The following is a 26,957-nucleotide window of genomic DNA, read 5'->3' on the forward strand; positions in this document are numbered from 1 at the left end:
AACGATGAAACCATGGCTGATTTTTGGCGCTGGCGGTAAAGGGGTCGGCGCGCTGACTCTGGAACTTGCGCTGGCGGAACAGCGTCCGGTGGTTGCGGTGGTGCGTAATCCTGATGCCGCCTCTCGCCTGCGGGAGAAAGGCGTACAGGTTTATCTCGGTGACGCTTGTGATGCCATTGCGGTCACCCGCGCTTGCGAAGCTGCTGGTGCCAACGCAACAATCATCTCGTCAATGGGAGGAGCACAGGATTATCTGGCCCACAGGACAGTGATAGATACGGCAGAAAAGTGTGGAATATCGCGCATGATCCTCGTCACCTCGTTGGGCTGTGGCGACGGTTGGCCGTTTCTGTCACCACGCGCCAAAGCGGGGTTTGGCCAGGCGGTACGTGAAAAATCGCTGGCGGAAAGCTGGTTACAGACCAGCACGCTAGATCACGCCATCTTGCGCCCCGGCGGGCTGCTAAACGGCAATGCCACCGGCAAGGCGCAACGTTTTCAGGGGCAGGAAGTTCATGGCTTTGTGATGCGTGCAGACGTTGCTGCACATGTCCAGCAACTGGCAAGTGCCCCCGCACTCAATCAACAGGTCTATAGCCTGGTTGAACCCGGTCTTAAACCTGCTTAATCCCCACGCGGTGCTGCCCTATCAGCGCCGCAATCACTCCGCCAAAGCACGTATCACCTTGATCAGCTCCGATTTACCTTCAAAGCCAATCCCTGGCAGCTCCGGTATAACAATATACCGAGGAAGCTGAACTGGCCCCTCACCCCAACCCTCTCCCACAGGGAGAGGGAGCTGGTACAGCGCCATTTTCAGGTACAGAAGTCAGTCTTTAGGCAGATTGGTGATAAGGACGAATGTAGTAGCCAAGGGGAGCCATTTTCAGGTGCAAAGTTAGTCTTTAACCAAGCTGGTTTGAGGACGAATGTAGTAACCAATTTGTGGCACGTTCGGTCCCCTCTCCCTGTGGGAGAGGGCTAGGGTGAGGGGTAAAGTTATAAATTGCTAACGCGCTTATCCTTTGGATACTTCACCGTATAAGACAGGGTGAATTTCTCGGACTGATTCGCTGGTAAATCCAGTGCCCACTGTACGTTGCCGGTGTCTTTATCGTAGCTGGCACCGTCGTACTTCAGTCCGTCGATAGTAATCGCCGAGTCACGACTTAGCGGCATCTGTTCCATCACCACCAGCTTAATCGGCTCTTTACGGGTATTTTTCACGCTGGTGACAAAGGAGTACTGTTGGCTTACCGAATTGCCAAAAAACTCCGCCTTCGAAGTAAGCTGCTTGCCATTTTCGCGGTTAACGATAATCTTTTTGTCCCGGCCTAATGACAGATCCAGCGTTTCTTTGGCCTCGGCGATATTGATATACCCCTGGCCGACAAATGAACCCTCGAAGAAAATACTGGACTTGCCCGGCAACAAATTAAGCGGTTCCCAGTCTTTTAACTGTACCTGCAAGAAGGCATCAGGTTCGATTTTCGGCACCACCACGTAGCGATAGTCGCCCTGAACGTCCACATCCTTGATGGTGACTGAATGCCCTTTGCCATCGGAGGCAATGTTATAAGGCAAGGAAATGCTAAAGCGGGTATTCACTCCGCCAGCATCGGTGACCACATAATCTGAGAGAGAACGTTTAGCTCTGCTGGCCATTGCGCCATCAAGCTCTTGGGCATCCGCGCCAGCGGCCATCTCAGCAACGGGAGCCGGTGCCGGTCTGGGTATCGACATTGCCATCTTGGAACTTGAGTAGTCCTGATAAAAATCGAGATACCAAGGTTGCAACTTCGGCGCCTGCGCCCCTTCGCTTGGGTTGCCGCTGGAAAGCGTCAGGTTGACCTTATCCCAGTTGATGCCGCTGTTCTGAAACACATTGGCCTTGTAGCTCAGCTTGACCGGCTGGGTAATGCTGTTGACCCGCACATCGTAAGTCGGCACCCAGCCGGCATCCGGGATCACATAAGACAGCTTAACGTTGCTGGTCACGGCTTTCGCAGTGTAAAACTTCACCACCACCTGATTCACCGTTTGGCCAGTCTTCTGCTGGGCCTCGTCCAACTGGCTCTTCAGCTTTTCGATGCTTTTGTCAATCGCGGCGATCTTCTCTTTAAGCTCGATATCCGCCAGCAGCACTTCACTCATGCGGCGACTCACCAGTTCAAGCATCTGATTAACCTGCTCAACGGAAGCGCCCTCTTTCTCCGAACCCAGCGCCCGGTTACTTTCCAGCACCGCCAGCTGTGCCTGGATCACTTCCCGCTGCACGTTCAGTTTGCTTTGCTCACGCACCTCATCATCAATCTGCTTGGTCAATTGCTCCACTTCAGGCGACAAATGTTCGGTGAGAAAATCGCGTTTTATGCTGAAAGATTGTACGACCACGCCGTTATCAGCATCAAGCATCAGGCTCTGTTCGTTCAGCCCGCTGGCAATATTGGTAAAGACGACTTCGCTTTCCCCCGCCGGTAGCGTCACTTTGCTGCTGTTGAATAACTCGGCACCGCGAATAAAGACCGTCACGTCGTTGAGCGTGACGTTTTGCGCCTGAGCCAGGCCGGTATAGGCCAACAGCACCGAGGCCGCCAACAGCGTGGTTTTAAATCCTGGGAAGAGGGTCATCGTCATTTATCCTTAACAAAGAGGTTCCGTGCAGAATATCGACGAATTATAGCATGCAGCCTGGTGGTAAGATTTCTGAAAGATCATCGCGTTCAAAGGTAAAGCAGCGATATTCGTTTCATTTAGCCACGTCGCGCGGATCATGAAAGAAAACCCATTCCACGCGGTTATCACGCAGAATGGGTTGTAGTGAGGTAAGGGATAATTTACCGCAGGTTCGGTGCAGAGCCACGGGCCGCGCGCTGTTGCTTTTCCAACTGCATGGCTTGCAGGTCTACTGGCCGGATCAGGGTTAACGCCGCCGTTGGACACACCTCGACACAGGCTGGCCCCGCTTCACGCCCCTGACACAGATCGCATTTATTCGCCTGAGCCCGTTGGTACGCGACACCATTGCTGACATACCCCTGATTGACCACCACCTCCATCGCACCATAAGGGCAAGCCACCATGCAGCTCTTGCAGCCAATACAACGCGACTGGAGCACCTGTACGCTGCCATCCTGGTTATAGATGGCCTCGTTCGGGCAGGCATTCAGGCAAGGGGCATTTTCACACTGGCGGCACAGCATCGGTACGCTGACGCTAAGGGTTTTCATCACCCGTAAGCGAGGATTGAAGTTTTCCGCCGTCATCGGCAACGGATTATCCCCCAGATGCGCCATCACGCAGGCTATCTCGCAGGTGCGGCAGCCAATGCACTGTTTCATATCGGCAATGACAAACTGATTCATACCGTCTCTCCTTGAGCCGCGTTAGAGCACATTGAGGTAATAACCGATGCTTTCCGCCGCCTTGCGCCCTTCGGCAATGGCGGTCACGATCAGATCGGCACCGCGCACGATGTCACCACCGGCGAAAATCTTGCGGTTACTGGTTTGGTACGGATAACCCGCCACCGTTGGCGCCACCACGCGCCCTTGCCTATCCAGCATGACGTTATGTTCTGCCAACCAGCCCATACGATGCGGGCTAAAGCCAAAGGCCATGATCACCGCATCCGCCGGTACGATATGTTCCGAACCCTCAACAGGGACCGCCTGCCGCCTACCCTGGCTGTCCGGAGCCCCCATTTCGGTTCGCCGCATCTGAATGCCGCTGACCTTACCTTCTTCATCGATCACGATGCTTAGCGGTTGCAGGTTGAACATGAATTCTGCGCCCTCTTCCCGCGCATTTTTCACTTCCTTTTTCGAACCCGGCATGCTCTTTTCATCACGCCGATAGGCACAAATCACCTGCTCAGCACCGTGACGTAATGAGGTACGGACGCAGTCCATAGCGGTATCACCGCCCCCCAGTACGATCACCCGCTTGCCCGCCATATTGACGTAAGGGCTTTGCGGGTTTTCGGCATAGCCCATCAGTTGTTGGGTATTGGCGATCAAGAATGGCAAGGCGTCATACACTCCCGGCGCACCTTCATTTTCCAGGCCGGAACGCATCGATTTATAGGTCCCCACGCCAAGGAACAGCGCGTCGTAATCATTGAGCAGAGTTTCCATCGAGACGTCTTTGCCAATCTCGGTATTCAAACGGAACTCCACGCCCATATCGCTGAAGATCTCACGCCTTCTGGCCATCACGTCCTTATTCAGCTTGAACGCCGGAATGCCGAAGGTCAGCAGCCCGCCAATTTCCGGATAGCGATCGAACACCACCGGCTTGATGCCATGACGCACCAGGATATCGGCACAGCCCAGCCCCGCCGGACCCGCGCCGATAATGGCAACGCGCTTGCCGCTGTCTTTCACCGCCGACATATCTGGCCGCCAGCCCATATCAAAGGCCGTTTCGGTGATGTAGCGTTCAATGTTACCGATGGTGACGGCTCCCCCGTGCTCATTGAGCGTACAGGATTGCTCACACAGTCGGTCCTGTGGGCATACCCGGCCGCACACTTCCGGCAGGCTGCTGGTTTGGTGCGATAGCTCCGCCGCCTCCCAGATGCGCCCCTGGCTGGCCAGCTTGATCCACTGAGGGATCTGATTATGCAGCGGACAGGTCCAGGAGCAGATACTCTGCTTGCCGCAGCTCAGGCAGCGTTCGGCCTGTTGCTGGATCTGTTGCTCATTAAAGGGTTGGTAGATTTCGGCAAAGCTGGTTTTGCGCAACTCGAGCGGGATTTTGCTGGCTTCCAGGCGAGGTGCCCGAGGCTGTTGCAGCAGATTACGGATCGGCGTTGATTTTTTCTGGGCTTTCGCTTCCGGGCTCTGATTAGCCGCACTGCCAAACAGTTGGCTATGGTGATCGCGCGCCGCAGCACGTAGCCGCTTTTCTCGCTGCTGGTCCAGCAACGTTTGGTTGTTCACCAGGCTGAGTGCATGGGTTGGGCAGGCACGTACACAAGCAGGCTCATGGTTCAGCTCGCTACACAGGTCGCATTTCTGTGCCTCAACCTTCTGATAGCTGTCGGCCAGGCGATGATTGGCGGGCTGCACCGTTTCGGTCACCACCGTCATCATGCCAAACGGACAAGCGACCGCACAGGCTTTGCAGCCGATGCATTTCTCCTGGCTGACCTGGATGCTGGTATCACTTTGTTCAATGGCCCCGGTAGGACAAACATTGGCACAGGGCGCATCTTCGCAATGGTGGCAGAACACGGCCGTATTGCCATGGGTGCCCTGAATAACCTTGACTCTTGGGGTGAAATATTCGCGCTTGCTTGGGTATGCCCCGTGATGGTGTGCGGTCACGCAGGCGACCTCACAACTCCGGCAGCCAATGCAGGCTTCTGATTCCGCAACGATAAATTGATTCATAGGTATCCTTTCCGAACAGGCTGACTGAAAAAACACGCTTTCGTTGACGTTATCTCCTTATCTTGGCTGGCGTAGGCAGGTGTCAGTAAGGTTATAACCATGTAAATATAGTGGTTATATTTGATCGGTTTCCATGACATTTCGCATGAAAATGGCGTAATACGCCAATCCGCTCTAAACCAGGCAGGACAACAATTAGCGTAATCACACATTGTCGTATTGGATCACATTTATAAAACGCCACTGGTTGTTATTTCGCCACAAATACATTAATATTATTTATATATCTATGGATTTTTTGTTGTAATTTAGCGGAATATATTCATGTAATAAATGGGGGGAAGCGCATGCCAGGGATGAGCAAACAAGCCAGCGGGCTGAGGTTTACGTTAAGCGTTGGCAACCTGCCAGCAGACGCTTTTGTGGTGGTGGAATTTACTCTGCATGAACAATTCTCCAGCCCGTTCGCGCTAGAGCTTGAGGTGGCTAGCGCCAAGCCCAGCGTGGAGTTCCGTTCAATCCTGGATAATACCGCCACGCTGACGATTTGGCGTGAAACCGAGGTACAGCGAGTCGTTAATGGCATTGTCACCTCCCTCGAACAAGGGGATGCCGGACTTCATCAAACGCGTTATCGATTTAGCATTCATCCCTCGCTCTGGCGAGCCGGGTTGGGTCACCGTTCACGTATTTTCCAGCAACAAAACTTTCTGGAAATCCTGGAAACTCTGTTAAAAGAAAACAAGATCGGCGACTATGCCCACGCGTTGCGCTATCCCCATGCCGTACGTGAGTTTTGCGTCCAATATAATGAAAGCGATCTCGATTTTATTAACCGCCTGGCCGCAGAAGAAGGGATTTACTATTTCTTTGAGCACCAAAATGGCAAACATACGTTGGTGTTTTCCGATGATTGCGCCGCACTGCATGACGGGCCAACGCTCCCCTATCATCCCGACCAGTCATCTACCTCGTTGGATGAACCCTGCGTCACCACCTTTAAGCGCCGGGAAAGTTTACGCCTCGCCGAAGTGCTGTTGAAAGATTACACCTTTAAAGATCCCTTATGGTTGGCAGAGTTTGGCGATGACGCCCGCGATACTGAGCATCAGCCCGGCAAGTACTTTCATTACGATTTCCCAGGGCGTTTCAAAAGTACCGAGGTGGGTAAATCTTTTGCCCGCTGGCGCATCCAGGCGCTGCGTAACGATGCTCATCAGAGCGAAGGGGCAAGCAACTGCCCGGCGCTGCAACCCGGCGTACGCTTTACCTTGGAAAACCATCCTCTGGAGACGCTCAATACGCGTTGGCAAATCACCCAGGCTAACCATTCAGGGCAGCAACCCCAAGCGCTTGAAAGTAACACAGGCGGGACGGGAACTATCGTAACCAGCCAGTTTGCGTTTATTCCCCACGATCAGACCTGGCGCCCTGCTTTACTCCCCAAGCCACGGATTGATGGTGCACAAATCGCCATTGTCACGGGGCCTGCCACTGAAGAAATCTTTTGTGATGAGTTTGGTCGGGTGAAAGTCCGTTTTCTCTGGGATCGCTCGGGCAGAACCGACGACAGCAGTTCCTGCTGGATCCGGGTATCACAACCCTGGGCGGGGCCACGTTGGGGCATGTCGGCCGTGCCACGCGTTGGCCATGAGGTGATCGTCGAGTTTCTGAATGGCGATCCCGATCAACCCATAATTATCGGCCGCACCTATCACGCCAGCAACCTGCCCCCGGGCAAGCTGCCTGGCACCAAAACCCAGATGTCGATCCGTTCGCAAACCCATAAAGGCGAAGGGTTTAACGAACTGCGTTTTGAAGATGAAAAAGGCCAGGAAGAGCTCTATCTGCATGCGCAAAAGAACATGACAACCGAAGTGCTGCATGACAGTTGCGCACGTATCGATCACGATGAGAACCAGCGGATAGGCAACGATCGCAGACAACAGGTTGTCCACAATGATTTTCTGCAGGTTAATGGCGAAAAGCGTGACCGGATAGAAAGCGACTATTCCCTGACCGTGAATAGCAATTTCCACATTAACGCCAGCAACGCCTTATTGACGGAGGTTGGGCAGGAAATTCACCTGAAGTCCGGCACTAAAATAGTGATTGAAACCGGCACGGAAATCACCTTAAAGGCCGGTTCCAGCTTTATAAAAATCGATCCCAGCGGCGTTACGATCGGCCCCACGCTCAATGTGGGCACCGGCAGCCCAGGCTCAGGCCGAGGATGGGGCGGCAGAATGCCCGATGTTATCCCCATCCCTGCCAGCGTCCCTGCCTTTGCGCTGAATCCTGCACAGGTCAGTGCGTTGAAACAACCGCGAGCATTTTGCGAAGAGTGTGAACGATGTAAACAACAGGGTTGCGCGATTTAATCGGGACAGCTTGCCGGAGGAAACGAAGATATGGAGAGTCAACTACAGCAATGGCTGGCCAATTGCGCATCAGGACAATGGCTGTATGCGGTGTTGTCCACCGTTAGCGATGCGCAGCCATTGAAACACTACTATCAACTGGATGGCTCCCGCGTTGCAGAAGGGATTTATCACTATACGGCCTACAAAGATTGGCACCAAGTGATGCCCTATTTGGTGGAGCCGTCGGTTAATAGCCCATTTTTAGCGTGGGTGAGTGAAGCATCCTCAACGGACTGGGGATGGCTGGCAGTCAGTGAACAGCCGCGTCAGCGCATTCTCGACCATTTACGGGGCCTGACGCAGATTAATTTGCCAGATGGGAAGACGGTATTTTTCCGCTATTGGGACGCCCAGTTTCTACCGTTAATCCTGGCGGCCTCCACCGAGTCCCAGCAAAATCAGCTGATGGGGGTATTCAGCTCGCTTTGGGTCCGGCAACAGATGATTGAATTACCCGCCCAGGCAGCCCCAATTCTGACAGGGAAAGTGACGCTGGAAGAAGCGCAACTCGCCAAGTTAAAGCAGCAAAACCAGAACGAGCAGGTTAGCCAGCTACAGTGCTACTTTACCGATAAATATCCGAAGCGCACCCGCCTGTTGGGCGATGAACAGGTCCAGCGGTTCATTACCCTCATCACGGAAAAATGCAAAACTCACCGGCTGGAGCGTTTTAACGATCGTTGCCAATTTCTTGATTTAGCCTGCAGTTTAGGCAGCCATTTTGATACCGATCTCCAGCTTGAGCACATCGTCGCGCCCTATTTGACAACCGCAGCAGAGGAGCCAGGGCAGTTGGCCGTGTTAAATCAGCAGTTGGGGCTGGTTTTTGTACGAAGCATGGGCGAGCGGTTAGAGCTCTACCTGGCAGCGCTGGAAAGGCTAAAAATCCTGCAACTTACCCAGTTGCCCTATATGTATGAAGAACAGCACGTGGTGGATTATGTGCGATCACTTTACCCTGAGCGTGCGCAATACGTTCCCATACATCAGATGTTTGGCCTATTAGCTCAGAATCAAAATTGGTTCCAGGAGCATGGGATCACCACGTTCCACGGGCAGGCGGTTATCCTGGCATTTCAGTTCTTCCTGGGCCATAAAGTCTTTGACGACCCGCTCTATCCTTGGGTTAAGGTGCATTTTGCTGATAACCCCATTAATCAGGAAGACATACGGCTCGCTGAGTTGGTGGCCTACACTCAACGACGCATCAGAAAGGAACTATTGATGTTACGTAAGCATTTGGAGGCAAGATAATGTGCGCATCAGATGGAATTATTTTTCCGGGTTTTGAATATAAGCACAAAAATAACAACCCGGGCGACTATATTATCTTGCCCAGCGTAAAAGAGCAGCAAGGTAAGATTACCGCCAGCTGTTTAAAAACCTTGGTAGTATTTGTTGGCGGTGCGATGGATGCCAGCTACCAGCCGCTGCTAAGTGGTGTTTTTGCTCCTTATGAAGAAAGAAATGGCAGGGACACTAAGGATAACACTGGCAAGGTTATCACCCAGCGCAAACAGGATGTGGCCTACTCCGAACATGGCGGTGGCAAAGTTCCGCCGCTAATGAAAGAGTGGCATGCTGCCGGGCAGAAAATCGTGCTAGTCGGCCATAGTTGGGGTGGGGACCGAGTGATTTTATTGGCGAAGGAAAACCCCGATATTCCGATTGAATTATTAGTGACGCTTGATCCGGTATCCAGGAAAGGCAAAAGCCCCAAACCCACCAATGTCAAACACTGGGATAATATCTATATTGATTATTCGATTGCTGACAGGAGCTCCGCTAATATGATTGCTCGAACCGGTGGCCCTTGGGAGAATTGCCCAGGCGCAGATGAAAACAAAGCACTAAATACTTTAGCTAGTATGGCTAATCGCGGTCATGCCGATGCAGACTTGATGTTTCAACAGGAGAGCGTTAAAGTTGAAAAAATTTAAGATCATTACATTAAGTTCTATTTTATTGACTTCGGGGTGTAAAAACTACGTACCGTATTCATATGTAGATCATATAGTAAGCATGACTGGAATTTACTGCACACAAAGTGGGTTTCCAAAGTGTGAAGATTATCGCTCTTGTGTTTCTGAAAATTACGAACGGGTAAAGTCTAAAGCTCCGATGCAATTAGGAATGGCTAGAATTATAATTATACAAGGATCTCCAAATATCGTGGAGAAAAACGATTACACTGATTTAATAAAAAATTCCTACAACTTATTGGACCACAAACAAACTAACATTAAGGTTTCAAGCCTCAACATGGGCGTCAGTTATCTTATTTACGCCCATAACGCCTGCGCCAGCATCACCGGGGATAAAACTTATAACATCGATAGCTACATGCCACTATTGAGGGAGAAGCTTGGTGTTAAGTAGCAGCCTCAAGGGTTTCAGGAACAACGCCCGCGCGACAAAAGTGTTATCTTTGTCGCCGTTGATTCATAAAGCTTTATTTTTTAATAACGTATTGGTTTATTTAGCTACGAAACAAAAAATCCCACCTTAAATTCAACTCAATAGCCTTACTACGCCACCAATCAGATCCCCCCTGCTTCGTCTATAATTTAAAAAAGCTAAAAATTAGCATCCAAGGTGGGCACTATGGCAGGAAAGATCACAGGTTTAAGAAGCCGCTATCCGCTACATATCCAGATTGCCGCGCTGTTCACCTTGCTGATTGTCTCCATCGGCAGCGTGATCGTGCTTTTTAGCCACAGCCAACTCACCAAACTGACCGAGGCCAGCACCAACCGGCAGTATCAAAAAACCGGCGAAGCCATTGCTGCGGAGCTGGACTCCGTGACCCGCAGCATGAAAATGTCGGCGAAGATGTTGGCACGTATGCCAATAACAGAAGCCACCACCCTCGATCAACGCATGGCATTTATCGGCCCGCTGATCGAGATACTCAAGCAAAATGATTATGCCAATGCGGTATACAGCGCTTACCCCAACGGCGATTTCTTTATACTACGCCGCCTCACCCCAGCCAACCGAGCTTTATTTACTGCGCCGGAAGATGCCGAATGGCTGGCGCAAAGCTACCGCTTTTTAGAGACCTCGCCCCAGGCTCAGAATATCTTTTTGGACGGTAAACAGCAGGTTATGGCGGTAAAAACCGTGCCGTATAATAATTATGATCCCCGGGAGCGTACCTGGTATCAGTTGGCAGTAAAAACTCAGCAACTGATTACCTCCCCGCTCTATACCTTCAAAGGCACCGGTGAGACCGGCTTCACCTACAGCATCCAGGCTCCAGATGGCCATGCCGTGATCGGTTTGGACGTTTCACTGGCTTCACTTTCGCTGTTTCTTCAACAAAGCCTACCGCCGGATAGCCAAGCGGCGATCATTAACTCTGCCAATGAAGCTATCGCCAGCCTGCCTGCACAAAACACCAAAAGCCAGGATGGACTGAACAGCATTGCGCACATCCCGGTACTGCAAGCGTTGCTAGATCCCCATCACGGCGCAAGCGGCCTATTTACGGCACAAGGGCAGAGCTGGTTTGGAGCCGTTGTGGAGCTTAAGGGGCAAAGCCAAGGCTACCAGTTGGTGATTGCCACGCCCTCGGCCTATCTGACCGCTGATGCCAACGCCATCCGCAACCGCTCGACCCTGATCGCCTTTGCGTTGCTGCTGCTCGGCCTGCCGCTGGTCTGGTATTTCTCCCTACGTATTTCCCGGCCGCTGATCCGCCTGCGCCAGGATGCCGACGCCATCAGCAATCTGCATTTTGATGAGCGGGCGGAGGAACGCTCGGTGATTGAAGAAGTGGACGACCTGCACAAAGCCATGTCCAAAATGAAGCTGACGCTCAAGCAGTTTATCTCGATGGGCAGCCTGTTATCCACCAAGGATAATTTCCCGCAGCAGATGCAGGGCTTGCTCAATGAAACCAGCAAAATCGCGAACATGAGCGGCGGCATTATTTTCCTGTCAGACAAAACGCCCGGCTGCTTTTCACCCATAGCCTGCAACTGGGCTGGAAAAGAGGTGGCCAGTTCGGAGGTGGCATCGTTGCAGTTTGATCCACAACATTTCAGCGCGTTTTGGCAGATCCTGGAGGGTAAAACCGTTGCCGGAGTCTTTACCAACGAGAATATCCCCAGCCAACTGCACACCATCTTTGGTTCCCATTTGCCGCTGCACTATGTGGCTGTCCCGATGCAAACGCATGATCGGGAACTGATGGGGTTCTTACTGCTGCTTAATCCTGCCGAAGCTGGTCCGGAACATGGGCAAGCCAAAGTACAACTGATTAATGCTCTGGTGGGCAGCTTATCGGTAGCAATAGAGACGCAATATCTGCTGCAAGAGCAAAAGCATCTGATGGGAGCCTTTATACAGTTAATCGCCGGAGCGATCGACGCCAAGAGCGCCTATACCGGCGGCCATTGCCAGCGCGTACCGGTCATTACCAAGATGCTGGCCAAGGCAGCGGTTGAGGCTAAACAAGGGCCGTTCGCCGATTTTACCCTTTCTGCCAATGAGTGGGAGGAACTGCATACCGCCTGCTGGCTGCACGACTGCGGGAAAATCACTACGCCGGAGGCCATAGTGGATAAGGCCACCAAGCTGGAGATGATTTACGACCGTATTCACGAGGTGCGGATGCGCTTTGAGGTGCTGAAGCGGGATAAAGAGGTTAGCTTCCTGCGCAAGCACGCTACGATCGCCGCTACCGAGCAGGAAGAACAATGGCTACGCGATGAGCTGCAGCAGTTGGATGAAGATTTCTATTTTATTGCCCAGTGTAATATCGGTGGCGAATTCCTGTCTGACAGCGCGCTCGCACGCATTCAACAAATCGCACAATATCAATGGACCCGCACTCTGGATGATACCGCAGGCGTGGCACGGGAAGAATTGGCGCGCAAAAACCGCCGCCCTGCCGTCCCCTTACCTACTCAGGAACCACTGCTGGCGGATAAAGAAGAACATATCATCTACCGCGACGAGAAAAGCCATCTGCCCGAAAGCTATCACTTCAAACTCAAGGAGCCGACCTTACTCTATAACCACGGGGAGATTTACAACCTGGGTATCCGCAGAGGCACCCTGAGTGAGGAGGAGCGCTATAAAATCAACGAGCACATTATACAGACTATCATCATGTTGGAAAAACTGCCGTTCCCACGCACCATGGCCAACGTGGCGGTAATTGCCGGTGGCCATCATGAACGCATGGATGGTAAAGGCTACCCTTACCAGTTAACCCACCAACAGATGAGCATTCCGGTGCGCATGATGGCGATCGCCGACGTGTTTGAAGCCCTGACGGCCGCCGATCGGCCTTATAAACCGGGCAAGCTGTTATCTGAGGCACTCAATATCTTGGTCAGCATGGCGAATGAAAATCATCTGGACCGCGAATTGATGATCCTGTTCCTGGAGTCTGGTATTTGGTATGACTACGCGCAGAGCTATTTGCAAGCCGATAAAATAGACACCGTCGATATCCCCGCACTGTTACGCAAACTTGAAATACCCGATTGCCAACCGACGAACTGATACCCAGCAGCTTCACAACATAGGGGCGCAGCGGCGCCCCCGCCGTCAAACATCTCGCTATTTTTTCTGCCGTTGCGCCTCAAACCACACGCCGCATTGGGAGAAGAGCAACGTATTACGATCTTTCACCAACACGTTATCACCGGGAACGCCTTCAGTCCCCTGATCGGTGATCCCCGGTACGGTGACATCCTGATGCTGAATGATGACACGCTGCACCGAAGGCGTACTGATACCCAAAATTGGGAAATCGACGTACCAATTATCGCCCGAGTTATCTTCCACAAACTCTTGCGCCTCTACCGTGGTGGTGATCGCCCCCTGATTGATCAGGTGCTGTTCATGCCAGGTAAAACCGTCTGCTTTATAGTTGATACTATTACCGACCAACTGCTGTGCCTGCTTTTCATCCCAGCAGCCCACGGTCTGGGTGGGAATGATCTTGGTCACGCTCCAGTTGCCGATTAACGCCGATGGGATCGGGGCTGGGGCGTTTTGTGCTGCCCAGGCGGTGGGCAACGACAGCACCAGCAGCGCAGCCAATGGCAAGATTCTTTTACTCAGGGCGAGGTATTGCATGGTACGGCTCCTTAGAGTGCTGCAAGTCTATCAATTACAGTGACCAATCTGTCTATGACTTTACCTAAGCCATTGGCCTTTCAGCAAGCGGTGTTAACGTGGAATTAGCGGCCACCAACGTTGTTCATCATCCCGCTGCTGCCACTGCGTCTCCCCGCTGAGTGCCAAACGCCGGTCTTCCAGATAACGATATTCGCGGCGAGCCGCTTCCAGCAGGCTGAAATCCAGCTCTGCCTGCACTATTCCCGGCTCGCGCCCCAGTCTGGCCACCTCACGCCCCAAGGGATCAACAACCAGGCTTTCGCCAGCAAACTGCATCCCACATCCATGCCCGGCGCGGTTGGCCATCGCCACAAACATCTGATTATCCTGAGCGCGAGCCAGCAAAGCGTTACGATGCACGTGACCATAGGGATCCATATTGCCATCGGTAACCAGCAACAGATCGCACCCCATCAGAGCCAACGCTCGTGATGCCTCTGGGAATTCGATGTCGTAGCAGATCAGTAAACCAATACGCCGCCCCCGCCACAGCCCGCAGACCAGGCGATCGCCCGCTTGCGCTTCGGCGCGTTCATTGGTCCATAAATGGCTTTTGCGATAATGCAGATAGATGCCCTGCTCCGGTGTGATCAGCACCGAGCTGTTGAACAGTTGCGTGCCATCCTGCTCAAGAAAACCCACGGCGACGGCAATCCCCGTACGCTGGCTTGCCGCCACCACTTGCGCGAGTTCCGGGCCTTGCAGTTGCAGCGCGTAGTCCGTATTGCCATCAGGATGGGTAAAGCCGGTAAGCTGCGTTTCTGGCAACACCAACAGGTCGGTTTGGCCGCTGCAACGTTCAATCTGCGCCAGCACGGCGGCCAGGTTATGGGCAATGTCCCCTTCACGGCAGGTAAATTGGGCCAAGGTTATCCGCATTGATTACTCCTTTTAAGTCGAACAATGTTTTTACCTGTTATAACCACTGGCTGGCAAGTCACTGTTAACGGAGACAATCAATAAACGGCAGCGTTATTCCTCCGGATGATAGCCATTGAAGTAGAGATTCAGCAGCACCGCCGCCACCGAAGAAAGCAAAATGCCGCTGTGCAGCAAAGGTTGCAGGCTCGCTGGCATCTGGGTAAAGAAATCAGCCGCTACGATCGGGATCATGCCAAGCCCCAGGCTGATGGCGACAATATAGGCATTATAACGATTGGTATTGAAGTTGACCCTGGTCAGGATCTTGATGCCGGTAGACAGCACCATACCAAACATCACGATACCTGCGCCCCCCAAGACAAACTGCGGGATCGAGGCCACCAGAATAGACATTTTGGGGATCAGGCCAAACAGTACCAGAATCAAACCTGCCATCACGCATACCCAGCGGCTGGACACCTGAGTAACGCTGACCAAGCCAATATTCTGGGAGAATGAAGTATGCGGGAACGTATTGAAAATACCGCCGATAACGGTTCCCAGGCCGTCAACACGCAACCCGCGTACCACGTCCTGCTTGGTGGTTGGGCGGCCGACAATTTCGCCCAGCGCCATAAACATACCCATCGATTCAATAAATACGATCAGCATGACGATCGTCAGAGTGATAATCGACGCAGGATCAAAGGTGGGCCAACCGAAGGCAAAGGGGCGCACGATGGCAAACCAGGCGGCATCATCCAGGCCAGAAAAGCTGACTTCTCCCATCAACAGCGCCACCACAAAACCGAAGCCAATCCCCAACAGCACGGAAATATTAGAGATAAAGCCTTTGCTAAACCGGGTGATTAGCAAAATAAAAATCAGCACCAGCAACGAGACGCCAATATAGGCCGGGTTACCGTAGTTGGCATTGCCCCTGCCCCCTGCAGCCCAATCTATCCCGACCCGCACGATGCTCAGGCCGATGGAAGTGATCACAATCCCCGTCACCAGGGTTGGGAACAGCGGCATCAAACGGCCTACCAACGGCACCAGCAACGTGGTGATAATTCCAGCCGCAATGGTGGCACCAAAGATACCGGTCAGGCCGATTTCGGGGTTGGCACCGATGGCCAACATCGGCGTGACGGCTGCGAAGGTGACGGACATGATGACGGGCAACCGAATACCCGCAAAGCGCCCCATCCCGATGCATTGCAATAGCGTCACCACGCCACAGCAAAACAGATCGGAGCTGATCAGATAAGCAATCTGCAGCTTATCCAACCCCAGGCTGCCGCCGATCATCAATGGGACGGCAACCGCCCCCGCATACATCACCAGGACATGCTGAAGCCCCAGGGTAAAAAGATGGGCAATGGGTAATATCTCTTCAACTTTATCAATCGGTTTTTCAGTCGTCTGCGCCTTTTCGCCGGGCAAAATAGTATTCAAGTTGGTCATGGAACCTCACTCCTGTACGGCCTTGATCAGGTTGTCATTCCTGATGGCTACGATTCGAGGGCACAGCCTGATAACCCCCCTGATAATGGATGTACGGCACGAGTTTGGGGCATGCATTTTGTGTGCAGAGTGGGCTGTTCTCAGGTGGTATTGTGCAGGGGAGTGTTTTAAATGCGAAAACCATCACAGATGAGGCTTAATTTATTTCGATTTAATTAACATTATATTAGATAAAAAATAACATTCCCCCTCGGCGAAAATGGCGCAATTGATAAAATTACCAATATGATTCGTCTCAATTTGAGATCCCACCTCTGTACCCATCCGATAAACCGATAGCAGCGACATGTTGCAATTTTGGTTGGCAAAATCTGCCACCGGTTGCTAATTCCTTGATTGCCCGTCATTCCCGGGTTTCCACAGCCAACCAGAGGTGCGCTATCAAAAGTAACAAGCCGATAACCCGCATAGAAATGGTCAATAATTAGCCTATTTTGGGTTTATTTATGAGCAACAGCTGTGTATATTACCACCACTCAGAAGGAATGAGTCAGGCGATCCGGCCACTCCATTACAGGGATAGACGTTCAGTTGCTCTTTCAGAAATCTTTTATGCTTAAATTTTTTGCTGTATTTCTCACTTGCTCAGCGTTTTGCATGAGCTTTTCCGCTTCAGCCAGTTCCGGCCACAATAATACTCAGGAGCTAAAAAAAATCCTGTCGCATTATGACCGATGGGAAGGAGTACGTTACAAATTCGGGGGTAACTCGCGCAAAGGCATCGACTGTTCAGCCTATATGCAGCGCGTATTTCAAGATGAATTTGCCGTCAGCTTGCCACGCAGCACCGGTGAACAAATGAAACTGGGCTCGCGCGTAGCCAAAAGCGAGTTAAACACAGGCGATCTGGTGTTTTTTAAAACCTCATCCCGTCAGCGCCACGTCGGCGTTTATATCGGGGAGGGTGAGTTTGTTCACGCCTCTACCAGTATGGGCGTCACCGTTTCCAGCCTAGATAACCAATACTGGAGCGCGCGTTACGAACTGGCCCGGCGTATCAATGGCAGCGATGCATAAACCTGCCCACCAGGCCAAACCGCCGGTCACCACACCGGCGGCCAAGGCGAGGATCACAGCTTCTTGCGGTTACGGCGCATATCGATAGCCACAGCGGCCACGATGATCATGCCTTTGATAATGTCCTGAATGTAGGAATCCACGCCAATAAAGGTAAAGCCACTTTTGATCAGGCCGAGGATCACCGCGCCGATCAGCGTGCCGGTAATGCGCCCCACTCCGCCCATCAGGCTACTGCCACCGATGACCGCGGCGGCAATGGCGTCCAACTCATAAGACACCCCCATGCTCGACTGCCCGCTACTGACTCGTGCCGCCAGCACCACGCCCGCTAATCCTGCCAACCCACCCGCAATGGTGTAGACCGTCACCAGGTATTTATTAACGTTGATCCCAGAGACCCTGGCCGAGGTCATATTGCCGCCGATGGCATACACGTATTTGCCATAACGGGTGTGCTTCAGGGCGATATGGAAAATCACCGCCACCACCAGGAAAATAATCACCGGCATGGCACCCTGGCCAATCGAGGTAAAACCGTCCGACAGAAAACTGACCGGGTTACCTTTGGTGTAATACTGCGCCAAACCACGGGCAGAAACCATCATCCCCAAGGTGGCGATAAACGGCGGAATACCGGTGCGAGTGATCAAGAACCCGTTGATAAATCCGCAAATAATACCCACCCCAATCCCGGCCCCGATGGGGATCGCGGCGGGCAGGTCCAGCAGGCCCGGATACATTGGCGAAATGCTTTCGGAGGTTTGCGCCAGGCTGGCCGCCACCACCGCCGTCAGGGCAATCAACGAGCCAGATGAGAGATCGATACCGGTGGTAATAATGACCTGAGTTACACCAACAGCAATGATGCCGATAATCGCCACCTGCAAAACGATCAACAGCAGGCGGTTCGGGTTAAGCAGGAATGACTGATCGCGCACGTACCAGCCCAGCATTTCAAAAATCAGCGCGATACCGATCATGACGATAAAGATGCCGGTATCTTTCGGCAACTTGCCGCTGAAATCGGCAAACGGCGAGACTTTGACTGGCTGAGTTTCCACTTTGACGTTATTCATTGTGTTTTACCTTTGCGTTATTCCGAGGCCAACGCCATGATTTTTTCCTGGTCTGCTTCATCTTTATCCAGGATCCCCGTAATGCGTCCGGCGTGCATCACCATGACGCGATCGCTCATGCCGAGTATTTCCGGCAGTTCAGACGAAACCAAAATAATGGCGACGCCGCGGTGCGCCAATTCGCTGATCAGGCGATAAATTTCTGCCTTGGCCCCCACGTCGATACCGCGCGTGGGTTCATCCAGGATCAGGACCTTCGGCTGCGCCAATAGCCAGCGAGCAATCAAGACCTTCTGCTGATTGCCGCCGCTGAGGTTATTGATAATCTGGTCCATCGTCGGGGTTTTAATATTGAGTTTGCTGATTTGCTCCATGCAGTCTTTGGCCATTTGCGTCTGGCTGACAAACCCGTTTTTGCTGGTATAGGCGGAAAGGTTGACGATACTCATGTTCTCCACCACCGACAGCACCAGAAACAGACCAGACTTTTTACGGTCTTCGGTCAGGAATGCCAGCCCTTGCTCGATGGCTTTGGAGGGGGAACCTATTTTTACCGGCAAGCCTTCAATATAAATCTCGCCCCCCTCAGCCGGATGCATGCCAAACAGGCTCTCCATCACTTCGCTGCGCCCAGCTCCCACCAGCCCAGCAACCCCGAGAATTTCCCCACGCTTAACCGCAAAGGAGATATCGTGGAACCAACCGCTGCGCCGCAACCCGGCCACACGCAACACCTCTTCACCGATATTGTTATTGAACTTGGGGAACATCTGGGTCAGCTCGCGGCCCACCATCATGGTGATCAGCGACTGTTTGGTCAGGTTTTCGGTTTTATCACTGGCGATCGAGGTGCCATCACGGAAAATGCTGACTTCGTCGGTGATGGCAAAGATCTCATCCATTTTGTGGCTGATATAGATAATGCCTTTGCCCTGCTGCTTCAGTTCACGAATGATCGCAAACAGATGCACCACTTCCCCTTCCGTTAATGCCGAGGTCGGCTCATCCATGATCAATACGTCGGCGTTATAAGACACCGCCTTGGCAATCTCGACCATCTGTTGGTTGGCGATGCTCAGCGTGCCCAGTTGGGTTTCCGGGTCTAATTTAATCTTGAGATGCGCCAACAGTTCGCGGGTTTTACGGTTTAATTCCTCGTGGTTTACAAAACCCAGCTTGGCGGGCTCACGCCCCAGCCAGATATTTTCTGCCACCGTCATATGCGGCACCAGGTTCAGTTCCTGGTGGATCATGGAGATGCCCGAATGTAAGGCCGCCTGCGTATCGTTAAACGTCACCGGCTGCCCTTTGACCTTGATGGTGCCGGCATCGGGCCGATAAATACCGATTAAGCACTTCATCAACGTGGATTTACCGGCACCGTTTTCCCCCATTAACGCATGCACGCTGCCCGGTTTGATCTTGAGCGACACGTTATCCAACGCCTTAACGCCCGGGAACTGCTTGCTGATGCCTTCCGCCTCCAGCACATAAGGATACATACTGATAACCTCCGCCGTTATCCTGCCGATCGCTGTGAACGATGCCCCGTACCGTTGGGCAAGGGGCCGGTTGGTCATTACTTTTTATTCTTGTCGGCAAAGTCCTGGTAATTGGCTTTGGTGATCAGTTGGTAAGGGATCATGACGCTGCTTTCAACCTTCTCACCCTTAACCAGTTGAATGGCGGTTTGCACGGCGCCCTCCCCCTGACCTTTAGCATCCTGGAAGATGCTGAGGCTCAAATCTCCCTTCTTGATAAACTCCAGGGCATCTGGCGTACCGTCCACTCCCGCTACCAGCACACCGGTTTTCTTCGCCTGCTTCAGCGCCAGAATGGCACCGATCGCCATTTCATCGTTGTTGGAAGCGATGGCATCAATCTGCTGGCCGGAGAGGATCCAGTCGGTCGTCACATCAACCGCCTCTTTGCGGAAAAACTTGGCGGTTTGCTTATCGATGATATGAATATTCGGATATTGGGCCACCACTTCCTCAACGCCGCGAGTCCGATCACGGGTGGCTTCACTGGAAAGCTCGCCGAGCAGGATCATCACATTGCCCTTGCCGTTCATCAGCTTGGCCAGCTCTTCCATCTGCAGCTTGCCAGCCAGTTTGGAATCTGAACCTACGTAGGCCATACCGGCTGGCAACGTAGCTTCTGGCCGACGGTTGACGAACACCAGTGGAATATGGGCGTTCTCCGCCAGCTTGATCATTGGCTTGACGCCCTGGGTATCCACCGGGTTAAGGATGATGGCGTCGACCCCTTGGCTGACAAAGTTCTCTATCTGCTGGATCTGCTGCGCGATATCGCCTTTGGCATCTTCAAACTGGCCGCTGACGTTACCTTCCTGCTTCATTTTGTTTTGCATGGATTGGCGCAGGATGGTCAGGAAGTTGTCATCAAAGTAGGCCATCGACACGCCGATCTTGATATCTTTGGCTAACACCGAGGCTGGCAGCATGCACATCAGTAGCGAGGTGACGATCAATTTCTTCAGCTTCATGTTCTGTACCCTTTAATTGTTAGAATGAAGAGGCCTGTTGATTTGACGACTAATGAAAAATATTTTTTACATTCAAACAACAACCCGCTCGTTATTATCGTCTTAAAACCCTGTTCCGCGCGGTATCTCATCAGTTAATACTGGTTATGAGATGCTTAGGGATAATTAAAAATAATCATTAAAACAATGCATTGAAATTAACCCCTGATGTGACTGTTAAACACTTCACACAGACATCAAACGTTTATTTCAAAAATGAGACTAATGAAATTTTTTAACCCAAACAAGCGAAACGTGTGTTTTGGAATGAGCAAATAACAAAAACATGACAGGGATCTAACAAATGGACGTAAAGTGACCGCCGGTCCATCTGGTTTGGCAGCGTTTGTTCGAATGGGTTGCGGCTGAGGTAAGCGAGGCGGGCGCACATCTGGCGCCCTACATGAGGAATTAGCGAATCCGTTGCAGTTTTGTCAGTTGCCGGAACTAGTTTTGTTCTGAGACCAGCACGGCCAGCGTATCCGGTTCCAGGGCGCGGAAGATGTGCGGCCGGTCGGCTGGGTAGCAAATATAATCCCCGGCATTCAGCTCGGCAGGCTCTTCCACCAGCCCGACCAAGGCGCGCCCCTGGGTAATGACGATGTGTTCCACCGAGCCTAACGGGTGCGGATGAGAAAGACGGTCGGCTCCCGGCTGGGTCGTCAGCAGATAGATATCTCGCCGTGCGCCAGGCGGACAGGTTGCCAACAGCACCGCCGTATAGTTAGCCACTTCCGACACCACAGCCGCCCCTTCCCCACGCCGGATCACCTGCGTTTTACTCTGCTGCGGCTCCATCAAACGCGCAAAGGGGATATCCAGCGCAACGCAGAGTGCCCACAGCGTTTCGAGGCTCGGATTACCATTCCCCGCTTCCAGTTGAGACAGCGTTGATTTGGCAATTCCTGCCCGGCGGGCAATTTCTGCCAACGAGAGGCCTGTACGCTGGCGTTCGCGCACCAGAGCTTCCGCAATGATATTGATGGGTTGTTTCATAGGCCGCGTAACTCACTTTATAACGAACGATCGTTCGACTTGTAAATCGAGATTGAAGTGTTCATTATAATAGAACAACCGTTCGTTTTGAGAAAGACAGTGAGAAAAATAGTATGGCAAAAAACTTTTTCCCTTCGCTCGATAAGGGCGTGATCAAAGGGATCGCGCTGGTCTGCCTGGCGGACGGCATCGTGGGGATCTCCTATGGTTCGCTGGCGACCGGCCTGGGTTTCGAGCTCTGGGTCCCGCTGATGCTGTCGTTGCTGGTGTTGGCGGGTGCCTCTGAATTTCTGTTTATCGGCATCGTCGCCAGCGGTGGTAGCCCCTTCGCTGCGGCGGCAGCCGGGCTGCTGGTAAATGCACGCCACCTGCCGTTCGGTATGGCAGTGAAAGAGGTGATCGAGCGCAGCCGCTTTAAGTTATTGGGTTGCCATATCATGAATGATGAAAGCGTGGTGTTCGGCATTTCCCAACCGACGTTGGCCAAAAAACGGGCGGCCTACTGGCTCTGTGGGCTGGGGATTGCCGCCTGCTGGCCGTTGGGCGTGTTGATTGGCGGTACCATCGGCAGCTTTATTCCCGATATCAATGCCATCGGGCTGGACGCCGTGTTCCCCACCATTTTGCTGGCCTTGATTGTCGGTTCGCTGAAAAAACTGCGCACCTGTATTTCCGCCTGCTCCGGCACCCTGATTGCCCTGGCTAGCGTGCCCTTGGTACCGATTGGCATGCCAGTGCTGTTTTCACTGTTGGGTTTACTGATCAGAAAGCGAGAAAAATAATGGATAACCAAACACTCATCATCGGCATTCTGCTTCTGGCCAGCGGCACCTTTGCGTTTCGCTTTGCCGGTTTCCTGCTGGGCCGCAGCCTGAGCTTTTCTGATCGGGTTCAGGCCTTGCTCGCCGACTCTGCCACCACGTTGCTGCTCGCCGTAGCGGTGATCGCGACGCTGTTCGAAGGGCAACACTTTGCTGGTTATGCCCGTTTAGGCGGTGTGGCCGTGGGAGCATTATTAGCCTGGCGGAAAACGCCGTTAATCGTGGTGTTGCTGGCTGCGGCGGCAGTGACGGCACTGTTGCGGGTAGCCGGTGTGGCATAACTCACTGCTGGCCGGGTATGATAGCGGCCGGCAGGTATGCTGCCTCACCGTAGATAGGATAGAAATGGAGAAGCTCGCCACATTAGCCGTAGTTGGAATAGTGCTGCTTGCGCCCTGGACAGCGCTACAGGCCGTGACGCCAGTGGGCCCAGGTTTTACCCCTGACCGGCCTGCTTCGCTGTTTGACTGTCAGGCTCCGTTGATCAAGCTGTTAGCCAGCAGCAATCAGGCGCTGATCCGGGCGGAGAAAGTGCCAGCGAACAAGCTGGAAATCAATATTGAACCACGGGCCAACGGCATACAGGCCATTCAACTGTTCGACCGCCGCAAGTCAACCTCACCCGATTCGCCAGGGGCCGGACATCTTGGTTGGGTCATGTACGATCCGCAAACCGGCCAGCTACTGGATAACAGCGCCGACGAACAGCATCCGCTGCAACTCACCTTTAATCCACAGTACGGCAAACAATATCAGCAATGCCTACAGAAGGAGCAGCGCTGCGCGGCCATTTTGGACCAGATGAAATTAGGCCCAATCATTGCCGATTCCCCTAAATATGTGGTGCGTGGTAAAGGACGGGCTTATTTTCACGTTGCCCCCACCGAGCAGTGCGTCAATGAGTCTCAATTTGTGATCCCGGATGACAAAGTGCAAGTGGTGGGTTATGCCGCGCTTGAACCCGTCGAAGGCGAGAACAATGGCTATCTGTTAGTCGGTTATGGCAATGCCTCCGGCTGGATCAACGTTGACCGTCTGGCCCCGCTCGACGAGGTTTGCCATGATGCGCAGGCCAGCGCCGAATCCGCAATAAGCAAAACGGCCTCGCCTACGGCGAGGTTTCTGGTGAAGAACAAGAAACTCTATTTTTACGACTCGCCGGATAAGCTCTGCCAGGATGAGGGTGGGAAATTTGTCGTCAATGGCGATAGCGTGACCGCCATGCACGGGCAGGCTTATAAGGGATTTTTGTTTGTGAGTTATCTTCACCCCAAAACCGGCGATAAAACCACGGGCTGGGTGAAAGCTGATGGTTTGGCTGGGCAATAAATGCAGATCCGATATTGCCTTATCCGCTGATTTTCCAGACGGGCGCAGCATGTTGTCAGCAGACTAAAACCCACCGAGCGGTGGGTTAGAGATCGCTATTGATCAATCAGGCAGCCAGCTCAAATAAATAGAGCGTGTAGTCAACCTTGCTCGCCACATTACCCGGCGTTGCGCGGCCGGTACTGCAGAAGTTTGCGGCAAAGGAGGCATAAACCTCACCATCCATCACCGGGACAAACGCCGAACTGACCAGTTGAGAGTGACTCCCTGCCTGGACAATATCGCCTTGCTGGTTACGCAGTTGGATCTGCACGTTACCCGCTTCCGCCATATTAATCAGGCCGCCGGTGGCAGCATCAACCGTGGCACCCCCCTCAAAAAACACCAAGGCGTGAGTATATTGCTCCGGGATACCTGCAACGCTGATGTTAAATTGGTGTGGCATGGCCCTGTCGCCAGGATTTGCCAGCTGCACTTCGCTTACTGCACCAAGCTGCACGTAGCCATTTTGCGTTTCGCTGCCGTTAACGCTGACGGTGAGGCCTGCATTGCGTGGCCGCTGTACAATAATGCCACCCTCTTCAATCCCCATGGTTTGGGCAACGATTTGTCCAGCAAAGTTGATGGTTCCATTGACGGTATTATTCATGGTAAATATCCTTATTCTAATAAGAGAACAGAGTGGTTCTGATGTCCCACCTGATTTAATTCGCAGTGTTTGTTCTGCTTAATTAAAGATTACCCGCTTAATGATAAGGGTTCCTTCTGTTACCGTTGTGCTGTCAATGGCAGGACGCTGATGCCGACGGATAAATCGGTGGGATTTTTGGTAGATATGATCTTTAAGCGTGTGAAGGGCCGAACACAGCAACTATCCTTCAAACTGGTGCCCCGCAACGTTGAACACGAGCTGAAAGCCATCCTGAGTCGAGTTATGCAGCACCGGATCGATATAGTTGTAGAAAATGGCGGCTCCCGAGATAAAAGGCAAGACTCGCCCTTCGTCCGAGAAAGGATCAAACCTGTGAATACATTAACCACCACATTATGACGTAGTGGTCAGGGAAAAGCGCCGCTCAGTATACCCGAGCACGGGGCAAATCACTCAGCCTGGTGGTATAAGCCGGTGACAGCAGTTCACGCTTCATTGCCCACACCTGCTGCGTTCCCTGACCAGCAAACCACAGCTTGGCCCGGCCCGAGTTATTGATGGAGTCCATCACCTTCATTAACTCTTCACTGCCATGCCGAGGCTGATATTCATCGAACATGTCGAGCTGTGCCACACCCTGGCTGAAAAAATCCTGCAGCATCACGCCACCCTTATCGAAGCGATGACCGGGTTGCCAAATGGCATCCAGACAGCGCATCGCGGCGGCAATAATATCGCGGGTGTCTTGCGTTGGCGTATTCAATTTTACGCTGGCCGAATTGCCGTAATAGGCCTCGTGAGTGGCGAACGGGCTGGTTTTGATCCAGGCGCTGACGTGCCGACAATACTGCCGTTCTGCCCTCAGCTTTTCTGCCGCTCGTGTGGCATATAAACAAATTGCCTGATGCATATGTTCATACTCGGTGATGCGCTCACCAAAGCTGCGGCTGCTGATAATCTGCTGCTTGGTTGGCGCAAACTCTTCCAGCTCAAGGCAAGGCTCACCACACAGTTCCCGCACCGTACGTTCGACCACCACGCTGAAGCGTTTACGTATCATGGTGGTACTGGCATCAGCCAGTTGCAGCGCATTTTCTATGCCCATCGCGTTCAGCTTTTTTGCTATCCGCCGCCCAATGCCCCAGACTTCCTCTACCGGCACCTTATTCATCAGCTTACGCTGCCGCTCCAGGCTGGAAAGGTCGACCACGCCGTTGGTTTGTTTCACCCATCTTTTGGCGGCAAAATTTGCCAGCTTGGCCAGCGTTTTGGTTTGCGCAATCCCGACCCCGATCTTTAGCCTCGTCTCGCTCCACACTTTGTCCCGGATCTGCCGCCCAAACAGCTCCAGATTGCCGCAATTAGGCACCGAGGAGAGATCGAGAAAGCTTTCATCGATAGAATAGATCTCAACGCGGGGGACCAACGCTTCCAATGCCGTCATCACCCGAGCTGACATATCGGCATACAGCTCGTAGTTACTGCTAAAAGCGACGCCTCCCGCCCGTTCCAACTGCTGCTTGACCTTGAAATACGGCCCGGTCATCGCCATCCCCAATTTTTTGGCCTCTTGGTTACGGGCCACCACGCAGCCATCATTGTTTGATAACACCACCACCGGGCGGCCACGCAGATCGGGCCGCCACAGCATTTCACAGCTGGCATAAAAGTTGTTCACATCGGCCAGCGCGTACATTACTTCAGCCTCGTAATAGTCGACACCACGACGCCGACGATATCTAAATCTTCAGCGCCATCATGTAGCGGGATTGGCTGGTAGTTGGGGTTCATCGGTTCGAGCTGCACGATTGGCCGCAGACATAACCGCTTTACCGTGAACTCCCCGCCAATGCTGGCGATCACGATATCGCCATGTTCGGCCCCAATGCTGCAATCGACCACCAGCATCGAGCCATCAGTAATGCCCGCCTCCAACATGCTTTCACCGGAGGCGTAGAGAAAATAAGTGGCATTCGGGTGGCTGATGCAATATTCGTTGAGATCGATCCTGGCATGGACGTAGTCCTGCGCCGGGCTTGGGAAGCCAGCAGGCACCCGATCGGAAAACAGTGGCAGGTACAATTTCTCTGGGGTTGGTGTTGGAACAAAGTGTTTCATCGGACATGTCTCTATACTGTGTTTTTATACAGTATAGATATGCCGAATGGTG

Annotated in this window: 22 protein-coding genes and 1 pseudogene; 10 read left to right on the forward strand and 13 right to left on the reverse strand. The window is 52.8% G+C overall.

The genetic code is table 11. From position 1 onward, the window contains the following. Positions 1–4 precede the first annotated feature (4 nt). Positions 5–628 carry an anaerobilin reductase gene (gene chuY, locus KGP21_RS16560; RefSeq protein WP_223535700.1) on the forward strand — a complete coding sequence of 208 codons (624 nt, stop codon included), beginning with the start codon at positions 5–7 and terminating at the stop codon, positions 626–628. A 371-nt stretch (positions 629–999) separates the two neighbouring features. Here the strand turns inward: chuY and KGP21_RS16565 are convergent, their stop codons facing one another. The 3 genes from KGP21_RS16565 to aegA all read right to left on the reverse strand — a co-directional run bounded on the left by KGP21_RS16565 (position 1,000) and on the right by aegA (position 5,396). Continuing rightward, positions 1,000–2,631, reverse strand: coding sequence for a DUF4139 domain-containing protein (locus KGP21_RS16565; protein WP_223535703.1), 1,632 nt, complete (start codon positions 2,629–2,631; stop codon positions 1,000–1,002). Between the two features lie 206 nt (positions 2,632–2,837). Continuing rightward, positions 2,838–3,365, reverse strand: coding sequence for a 4Fe-4S dicluster domain-containing protein (locus KGP21_RS16570; protein ID WP_059201033.1), 528 nt, complete (start codon positions 3,363–3,365; stop codon positions 2,838–2,840). 21 nt (positions 3,366–3,386) lie between these two features. Continuing rightward, positions 3,387–5,396, reverse strand: coding sequence for a formate-dependent uric acid utilization protein AegA (gene aegA / locus KGP21_RS16575; protein ID WP_223535706.1), 2,010 nt, complete (start codon positions 5,394–5,396; stop codon positions 3,387–3,389). Positions 5,397–5,752: 356 nt separating this feature from the next. Here aegA and KGP21_RS16580 point away from each other — a divergent pair, with 356 nt between their 5' ends. The 5 genes from KGP21_RS16580 to KGP21_RS16600 all read left to right on the forward strand — a co-directional run bounded on the left by KGP21_RS16580 (position 5,753) and on the right by KGP21_RS16600 (position 13,336). Beyond that, entirely contained in the window at positions 5,753–7,777 is a 2,025-nt protein-coding gene (locus tag KGP21_RS16580) for a type VI secretion system Vgr family protein (RefSeq protein ID WP_223535708.1), read from the forward strand. Positions 7,778–7,807: 30 nt separating this feature from the next. Further along, positions 7,808–9,073, forward strand: coding sequence for a DUF4123 domain-containing protein (locus KGP21_RS16585; RefSeq protein ID WP_223535710.1), 1,266 nt, complete (start codon positions 7,808–7,810; stop codon positions 9,071–9,073). Beyond that, on the forward strand, positions 9,073–9,759 hold the full coding sequence (locus KGP21_RS16590) for a hypothetical protein (RefSeq protein WP_179253756.1): 687 nt from the start codon (positions 9,073–9,075) through the stop codon (positions 9,757–9,759). Before KGP21_RS16585 ends, KGP21_RS16590 begins: the two co-directional genes overlap by 1 nt. Beyond that, entirely contained in the window at positions 9,746–10,198 is a 453-nt protein-coding gene (locus KGP21_RS16595) for a hypothetical protein (RefSeq protein ID WP_179253757.1), read from the forward strand. The genes KGP21_RS16590 and KGP21_RS16595 overlap by 14 nt, the downstream gene beginning before the upstream one ends. 225 nt (positions 10,199–10,423) lie before the next feature. Beyond that, complete coding sequence (locus KGP21_RS16600) at positions 10,424–13,336, forward strand: HD domain-containing phosphohydrolase (protein ID WP_223535711.1); 2,913 nt, start codon at positions 10,424–10,426, stop codon at positions 13,334–13,336. A 57-nt stretch (positions 13,337–13,393) separates the two neighbouring features. Here KGP21_RS16600 and KGP21_RS16605 read toward each other — a convergent pair whose 3' ends face one another. The 3 genes and pseudogenes from KGP21_RS16605 to KGP21_RS16615 form a co-directional block, all read right to left on the reverse strand. Further along, positions 13,394–13,915: a hypothetical protein gene (locus tag KGP21_RS16605; protein ID WP_209523821.1), complete on the reverse strand. Its 522-nt coding sequence runs from the start codon at positions 13,913–13,915 to the stop codon at positions 13,394–13,396. A gap of 93 nt (positions 13,916–14,008) precedes the next feature. Then, on the reverse strand, positions 14,009–14,836 hold the full coding sequence (locus tag KGP21_RS16610; protein ID WP_223535713.1) for a carbon-nitrogen hydrolase family protein: 828 nt from the start codon (positions 14,834–14,836) through the stop codon (positions 14,009–14,011). 108 nt (positions 14,837–14,944) lie between these two features. Next, positions 14,945–16,285 (reverse strand): annotated as a pseudogene (locus tag KGP21_RS16615) (nucleobase:cation symporter-2 family protein); the annotation flags it as partial. A gap of 657 nt (positions 16,286–16,942) precedes the next feature. Between KGP21_RS16615 and KGP21_RS16620 the strand changes: the two are divergent. Further along, on the forward strand, positions 16,943–17,362 hold the full coding sequence (locus tag KGP21_RS16620) for an NlpC/P60 family protein (protein WP_021806740.1): 420 nt from the start codon (positions 16,943–16,945) through the stop codon (positions 17,360–17,362). Between the two features lie 53 nt (positions 17,363–17,415). Here KGP21_RS16620 and KGP21_RS16625 read toward each other — a convergent pair whose 3' ends face one another. The 4 genes from KGP21_RS16625 to KGP21_RS16640 form a co-directional block, all read right to left on the reverse strand. Beyond that, complete coding sequence (locus KGP21_RS16625) at positions 17,416–18,441, reverse strand: ABC transporter permease (RefSeq protein WP_071683305.1); 1,026 nt, start codon at positions 18,439–18,441, stop codon at positions 17,416–17,418. A gap of 17 nt (positions 18,442–18,458) precedes the next feature. After that, complete coding sequence (locus tag KGP21_RS16630; RefSeq protein ID WP_021806742.1) at positions 18,459–19,943, reverse strand: sugar ABC transporter ATP-binding protein; 1,485 nt, start codon at positions 19,941–19,943, stop codon at positions 18,459–18,461. Between the two features lie 77 nt (positions 19,944–20,020). Beyond that, a complete protein-coding gene (locus KGP21_RS16635) occupies positions 20,021–20,950 on the reverse strand; it encodes a sugar ABC transporter substrate-binding protein (RefSeq protein ID WP_021181075.1) in 930 nt (309 codons plus the stop codon). Positions 20,951–21,436: 486 nt separating this feature from the next. Further along, complete coding sequence (locus tag KGP21_RS16640; RefSeq protein ID WP_021181074.1) at positions 21,437–21,985, reverse strand: helix-turn-helix domain-containing protein; 549 nt, start codon at positions 21,983–21,985, stop codon at positions 21,437–21,439. Positions 21,986–22,098: 113 nt separating this feature from the next. On the opposite strand from KGP21_RS16640, the gene KGP21_RS16645 reads away from it, so the two are divergent. From KGP21_RS16645 to KGP21_RS16655, 3 genes are all read left to right on the forward strand, one after another. Then, positions 22,099–22,767, forward strand: a complete 669-nt coding sequence (locus tag KGP21_RS16645) for an AzlC family ABC transporter permease (RefSeq protein WP_021806743.1) — start codon at positions 22,099–22,101, stop codon at positions 22,765–22,767. Continuing rightward, positions 22,767–23,087: an AzlD domain-containing protein gene (locus KGP21_RS16650; protein WP_021806744.1), complete on the forward strand. Its 321-nt coding sequence runs from the start codon at positions 22,767–22,769 to the stop codon at positions 23,085–23,087. Before KGP21_RS16645 ends, KGP21_RS16650 begins: the two co-directional genes overlap by 1 nt. A 64-nt stretch (positions 23,088–23,151) precedes the next feature. Beyond that, a complete protein-coding gene (locus tag KGP21_RS16655; RefSeq protein ID WP_223497824.1) occupies positions 23,152–24,135 on the forward strand; it encodes a hypothetical protein in 984 nt (327 codons plus the stop codon). Between the two features lie 106 nt (positions 24,136–24,241). On the opposite strand, the gene KGP21_RS16660 is transcribed toward KGP21_RS16655, so the two are convergent. The 3 genes from KGP21_RS16660 to umuD all read right to left on the reverse strand — a co-directional run bounded on the left by KGP21_RS16660 (position 24,242) and on the right by umuD (position 26,905). After that, entirely contained in the window at positions 24,242–24,784 is a 543-nt protein-coding gene (locus KGP21_RS16660; protein WP_223535715.1) for a fimbrial protein, read from the reverse strand. 427 nt (positions 24,785–25,211) lie between these two features. Continuing rightward, the gene (umuC, locus tag KGP21_RS16665; protein ID WP_223535716.1) at positions 25,212–26,483 is read right to left on the reverse strand and encodes a translesion error-prone DNA polymerase V subunit UmuC; all 1,272 of its coding nucleotides are present in this window, start codon (positions 26,481–26,483) and stop codon (positions 25,212–25,214) included. Further along, positions 26,483–26,905: a translesion error-prone DNA polymerase V autoproteolytic subunit gene (gene umuD, locus KGP21_RS16670; RefSeq protein ID WP_021806749.1), complete on the reverse strand. Its 423-nt coding sequence runs from the start codon at positions 26,903–26,905 to the stop codon at positions 26,483–26,485. The genes umuC and umuD overlap by 1 nt, the downstream gene beginning before the upstream one ends. Between the last annotated feature and the right edge of the window lie 52 nt (positions 26,906–26,957).

It is taken from the genome of Serratia sp. JSRIV004 (genome assembly GCF_019968705.1).
Classification (GTDB): Bacteria; Pseudomonadota; Gammaproteobacteria; order Enterobacterales; family Enterobacteriaceae; genus Chania; species Chania fonticola_B.

Bases quoted from the DNA above. Each gene is read 5' to 3' on its own strand.
- KGP21_RS16625 (WP_071683305.1), bottom strand. From the start codon at position 18,441: ATGAATAACGTCAAAGTGGAAACTCAGCCAGTCAAAGTCTCGCCGTTT.
- KGP21_RS16630 (WP_021806742.1), bottom strand. From the start codon at position 19,943: ATGTATCCTTATGTGCTGGAGGCGGAAGGCATCAGCAAGCAGTTCCCG.
- KGP21_RS16645 (WP_021806743.1), top strand. From the start codon at position 22,099: ATGGCAAAAAACTTTTTCCCTTCGCTCGATAAGGGCGTGATCAAAGGG.
- KGP21_RS16660 (WP_223535715.1), bottom strand. From the start codon at position 24,784: ATGAATAATACCGTCAATGGAACCATCAACTTTGCTGGACAAATCGTT.
- KGP21_RS16655 (WP_223497824.1), top strand. From the start codon at position 23,152: ATGGAGAAGCTCGCCACATTAGCCGTAGTTGGAATAGTGCTGCTTGCG.
- umuC (WP_223535716.1), bottom strand. From the start codon at position 26,483: ATGTACGCGCTGGCCGATGTGAACAACTTTTATGCCAGCTGTGAAATG.
- KGP21_RS16650 (WP_021806744.1), top strand. From the start codon at position 22,767: ATGGATAACCAAACACTCATCATCGGCATTCTGCTTCTGGCCAGCGGC.
- KGP21_RS16590 (WP_179253756.1), top strand. From the start codon at position 9,073: ATGTGCGCATCAGATGGAATTATTTTTCCGGGTTTTGAATATAAGCAC.
- KGP21_RS16635 (WP_021181075.1), bottom strand. From the start codon at position 20,950: ATGAAGCTGAAGAAATTGATCGTCACCTCGCTACTGATGTGCATGCTG.
- chuY (WP_223535700.1), top strand. From the start codon at position 5: ATGAAACCATGGCTGATTTTTGGCGCTGGCGGTAAAGGGGTCGGCGCG.
- umuD (WP_021806749.1), bottom strand. From the start codon at position 26,905: ATGAAACACTTTGTTCCAACACCAACCCCAGAGAAATTGTACCTGCCA.
- KGP21_RS16565 (WP_223535703.1), bottom strand. From the start codon at position 2,631: ATGACCCTCTTCCCAGGATTTAAAACCACGCTGTTGGCGGCCTCGGTG.
- KGP21_RS16570 (WP_059201033.1), bottom strand. From the start codon at position 3,365: ATGAATCAGTTTGTCATTGCCGATATGAAACAGTGCATTGGCTGCCGC.
- KGP21_RS16600 (WP_223535711.1), top strand. From the start codon at position 10,424: ATGGCAGGAAAGATCACAGGTTTAAGAAGCCGCTATCCGCTACATATC.
- KGP21_RS16580 (WP_223535708.1), top strand. From the start codon at position 5,753: ATGAGCAAACAAGCCAGCGGGCTGAGGTTTACGTTAAGCGTTGGCAAC.
- KGP21_RS16620 (WP_021806740.1), top strand. From the start codon at position 16,943: ATGAGCTTTTCCGCTTCAGCCAGTTCCGGCCACAATAATACTCAGGAG.
- aegA (WP_223535706.1), bottom strand. From the start codon at position 5,396: ATGAATCAATTTATCGTTGCGGAATCAGAAGCCTGCATTGGCTGCCGG.
- KGP21_RS16610 (WP_223535713.1), bottom strand. From the start codon at position 14,836: ATGCGGATAACCTTGGCCCAATTTACCTGCCGTGAAGGGGACATTGCC.
- KGP21_RS16585 (WP_223535710.1), top strand. From the start codon at position 7,808: ATGGAGAGTCAACTACAGCAATGGCTGGCCAATTGCGCATCAGGACAA.
- KGP21_RS16605 (WP_209523821.1), bottom strand. From the start codon at position 13,915: ATGCAATACCTCGCCCTGAGTAAAAGAATCTTGCCATTGGCTGCGCTG.
- KGP21_RS16640 (WP_021181074.1), bottom strand. From the start codon at position 21,985: ATGAAACAACCCATCAATATCATTGCGGAAGCTCTGGTGCGCGAACGC.